Below are 1,961 nucleotides of genomic sequence, written 5' to 3' on the forward strand. Positions count from 1 at the left end.
CTTTGGCAGTAGCCAATGGCAGCCGATCCGGGATAAATTAATCGAAGTAGGAAGCCGATGGCAGGGTGCTAAAAAAGAAGAAATGTACATCCTCCTTGATTTTCCCGAGGAGAAGTTTATTCAATTACAAGAGGAAGATTCACTCCGACGCACTGTTGGTGGCACAGGTCTTGGTCTAGCTATTTGTCGCCAGATTATTAAAGGTATGGGTGGAAAAATTTGGGCTAAATCTGAGGGTAAAAATCAAGGTAGTCAATTCCACTTTACCATTCCATTGGAATCATCTCAAATCTTGTTGAGTATTGAGTCTTGACTGTTAACTGTTGAGCTTTACTCTTTAACATTAATCCTTCAGCATTTAACATTAACCCTTCAGCTTTTAACATTTAACACTTAACATTAAACATTTAAATTTAAACCTTGGCCTTGGCCTTTCGGCCACGCTACGCGAATGGCCACGCTACGTGAACAACCTTAAACTATTGAGCCTAATTTCTCGAACAATCTAGCAACCTTTTTTAAATCTTTATCACCTGGTGTCCGCTCTAAACCGCTGGATAAATCAATTCCACTAGGTTGCACCAGGGTTAGGGCATCTAAGACATTATCTGGTGTCAAGCCACCAGCTAGTAACCAAGGGATACTGGGACGAAATTCTTGTAGCCTTTGCCAGTCTAGGGTTTTACCAGTGCCACCCAACATTTTTCCATGGAAAGCATCTAGTAATAGTGTATCTACACAACTTAAATAACTATCTGCCTGATTTAAACATTCTGGAGTTCTTATCCTTAAGGCTTTAATAATTTCAATCTCTGGTAAAGCTTGGCGCAGCTTTTGGCAAAATTCTGGAGATTCATTACTATGGAGTTGAACGGCATTTATCCCTGAATCACCAACAATTTGAGTGATTTCTTCCGTAGAGGTATTAGCAAACACACCAATGCGGTCAACTGATACGGACAAGTGGTTGACCATCCCTCGAATTTGCTGGGGTGTAACATAACGAGGAGAGCCTGGTACACAAATAAAGCCTAATGCTGTTGCTCCCAATTTTGCGATCGCATCTCCTTGCTCCGGTTTCGTAATGCCACAAATTTTTACACGCATTGTTACTTGTTACTTGTTACTCGTTACTCGTTAATTTCGATTTTCGCTATTCTCTCCATATTTCCCGCTCAAAGCGCAGCATTTCCAGAGAGCAATCTCCATAAAGTGCTTCAATATGTTCCCAACAGCAGTCAATGGCAAAATCATTTAAATCTGCTGGCTCCACCCCATACATATCCTGAAATACCTCAGCTTCCACCCGACAGAAACGAGGTCGATGGGCATAAATACGACATTCACGGGTGGTGTGGTCAAAATTTATACACCATCCCCCCTCACCTACCATACTTAAGTATAGCGCTAGCTCTTCTGGGAGAAGATATTCCTCTAATCCTGGACGCTCAGCTGGGTCAAGATGACAGCAAGCGCCACATTGCTTTACACAACTCCAAGTGGGCATGACTTTCAAAAAAGAGCTAAAAGCTAATAGTATACCTAGCTTAGCGAGTTTTCACCCGTGATAGATGTGGTCAGGCTTGCCGTTGAGTTTTGTATATTTTTGTAAACTTACTTAAAAAAAGCAGATCATTACCCAGTAAAATCTAAGCGATGGATTGTGATTAGTCACCATCGCCTTTGTTGGGTCAATTCTGGAGAACATATGTATTTAGCTTTTTTAGATTTTATAGGTAACATCGATTGGGTATTGATTGCTCAGCTGAGTATGCTGGCAGCTGTTGTGATTGCTGGTCCAGTGGTCATTTTCGCCCTATATGCTCTTAGAGGCGACCTTTAATCTAGGGTTGAAGGTGAGGCGGTTGTTCGCCCTTGGCGTTCGGTGTAGGGTAGGTGATGCAGTTGAAGGTTAGCCCGTTGAAGGTTGAAGGTTCGGCGTTGCTTAATAATGGAATGAT

The 1,961-nt window shown here is 42.1% G+C and carries 4 protein-coding genes; 2 read left to right on the forward strand and 2 right to left on the reverse strand.

Annotated features, from left to right (window positions below):
* A partial coding sequence (locus tag F6K37_RS39955) for a sensor histidine kinase (protein WP_287256814.1) occupies positions 1-313 on the forward strand: 313 nt, incomplete at its 5' end.
* 161 nt (positions 314-474) lie between these two features.
* Here the strand turns inward: F6K37_RS39955 and F6K37_RS39960 are convergent.
* Both F6K37_RS39960 and F6K37_RS39965 read right to left on the reverse strand, forming a co-directional pair.
* Positions 475-1,107, reverse strand: coding sequence for a phosphoribosylanthranilate isomerase (locus tag F6K37_RS39960; protein WP_287256816.1), 633 nt, complete (start codon positions 1,105-1,107; stop codon positions 475-477).
* Positions 1,108-1,153: 46 nt separating this feature from the next.
* Entirely contained in the window at positions 1,154-1,507 is a 354-nt protein-coding gene (locus tag F6K37_RS39965; RefSeq protein ID WP_287256818.1) for a YkgJ family cysteine cluster protein, read from the reverse strand.
* Positions 1,508-1,708: 201 nt separating this feature from the next.
* Between F6K37_RS39965 and psb30 the strand changes: the two genes are divergently transcribed.
* Positions 1,709-1,843 (forward strand): photosystem II reaction center protein Ycf12/Psb30, encoded by a 135-nt coding sequence (gene psb30, locus F6K37_RS39970; RefSeq protein WP_070396607.1) that lies wholly within the window; start codon positions 1,709-1,711, stop codon positions 1,841-1,843.
* Positions 1,844-1,961 lie beyond the last annotated feature (118 nt).

This window comes from Moorena sp. SIO4E2 (assembly GCF_010671945.1).
GTDB classification, from domain to species: Bacteria; Cyanobacteriota; Cyanobacteriia; order Cyanobacteriales; family Coleofasciculaceae; genus Moorena; species Moorena producens.

What these genes read in the sequence shown, in the direction of transcription:
- F6K37_RS39960 (WP_287256816.1), bottom strand. Translation starts at nt 1,107, where the DNA reads ATGCGTGTAAAAATTTGTGGCATTACGAAACCGGAGCAAGGAGATGCG.
- F6K37_RS39965 (WP_287256818.1), bottom strand. Translation starts at nt 1,507, where the DNA reads ATGCCCACTTGGAGTTGTGTAAAGCAATGTGGCGCTTGCTGTCATCTT.
- psb30 (WP_070396607.1), top strand. Translation starts at nt 1,709, where the DNA reads ATGTATTTAGCTTTTTTAGATTTTATAGGTAACATCGATTGGGTATTG.